This window comes from Haloarcula sp. Atlit-120R, from assembly GCF_003665885.1.
GTDB lineage: Archaea > Halobacteriota > Halobacteria > Halobacteriales > Haloarculaceae > Haloarcula > Haloarcula taiwanensis.
In genome coordinates this window covers 1-1,339 of sequence record NZ_QPLN01000018.1, presented here as the reverse complement: position 1 = coordinate 1,339, position 1,339 = coordinate 1, and the positions used below count along the sequence as shown (strand labels likewise).

The following is a 1,339-nucleotide window of genomic DNA, read 5'->3' as shown; positions in this document are numbered from 1 at the left end:
GGGCACTGCGACCGACACAGCGACCACAGAACCCGATCAGTGGCGACTCCGCTACATGGTCGGCGACCTGGAACACTACACCGAGTGGACGGCCGACTTCCCCACCATCGAGAACTACTACGACCAGTACCGCCGCGGTGACTACGCCCACGACGTTGTCATCGAGCGCCGGGCGGTGGTCGACAGATGACGGGTCACGGCAACCACTACGGCGTCGATTTAGCGGACTGTGAGGCTCCGGGGTGGCGACAGGCGTCTGAATCCACCGATACCGAACCCACGCCACAGGACGATTCCCGATGACCGCCGCTGGTCGGATCCAGGCTGTTGCCACGAGGCAAAGCCGCCGGACAGCCCGGCATTGCCACGAGCCAACTACCGCGTCCAGATAGCGCCTGCGACATCGCCGTTAGCCCGTGCCGTGGTCGGCACTGCCCGGTTCGATCCCGGGGACGGGCACTGTGGTCACGATGCCACGACAATCCACCAACGACGACAGCGGAACCGACAGCACAGCCACCGACCAGGCCCTCGCCGATGAACTCGGGATGGATATCGACCAAGAGGGAACGGACATCAACGCCCTCCAGTCGCTCGTCAGTGAACTCGGCGACGAAGTGGCACCCCCCGTTTCGAGTGTTCTTGAGCTGCTGGTCGGGACCATCGAGGACCTCCAGGAACGCGTCGACGACCTGGAGGCCGACGTCGAACGGACCCACGACGTTGCCACCACGGCGGTCGGCAACGCCGCGACGAACGACCAACGCCTCGACGACCTCGAAACCCAGCAGGAGGCGACCCACGACGTCGCCAAGAGCGCTATCGCCAAAGCCCAGCAACTCGAAGCCGATAGCGACCATCAGGAAGACGCCGAACAACTGCCCGAGGGCATCGAACCCAGCAGCTCGCCGCTGGATTTCTTCGCGAACTGCCGCCAGTCCAAGGTCAAGACCATGTTCGTCGAACGCTCGAACCGCCAGAACACCTACCGCGCCATCACCGTCGCCAAGCGCTGGCCCGAATTTGCCACGAAGCGAACCGACGGCAGCGGCGTGTTCATGACCAAAGCCGACCTGCAGACCGCCCTCACCGCCGAACTCGGGAAGGAACCGCATCGCCAGACGATCAAGCGCGTCTGGGAGAAGCTCATCGAGATCGGCGGTGGCGACATCGTCGAGAAAACGCGGCAGGTCGGCCGGGACCAGACCAAGACCGAGCTCCTCGCGATGGATATGGCAACCGCCGAAGGACTACTTGAGAAACGCTACGTCGGCCTCGATCTGCTGGAGAACAGCGACCACAAAGCCGCGACGGGTGGCGTCACACCCGTTGTGGTGGA

2 protein-coding genes are annotated in these 1,339 nt (G+C 64.0%); both read left to right on the top strand.

The genetic code is table 11. From position 1 onward, the window contains the following. The coding region (locus DVK01_RS22700; protein ID WP_121538818.1) for a hypothetical protein at window positions 1-190 on the top strand (190 nt) is incomplete at its 5' end. Between the two features lie 280 nt (window positions 191-470). Then, window positions 471-1,339, top strand: an 869-nt coding sequence (locus DVK01_RS20965; protein ID WP_121538820.1) for a hypothetical protein, incomplete at its 3' end; no start/stop codon positions are given.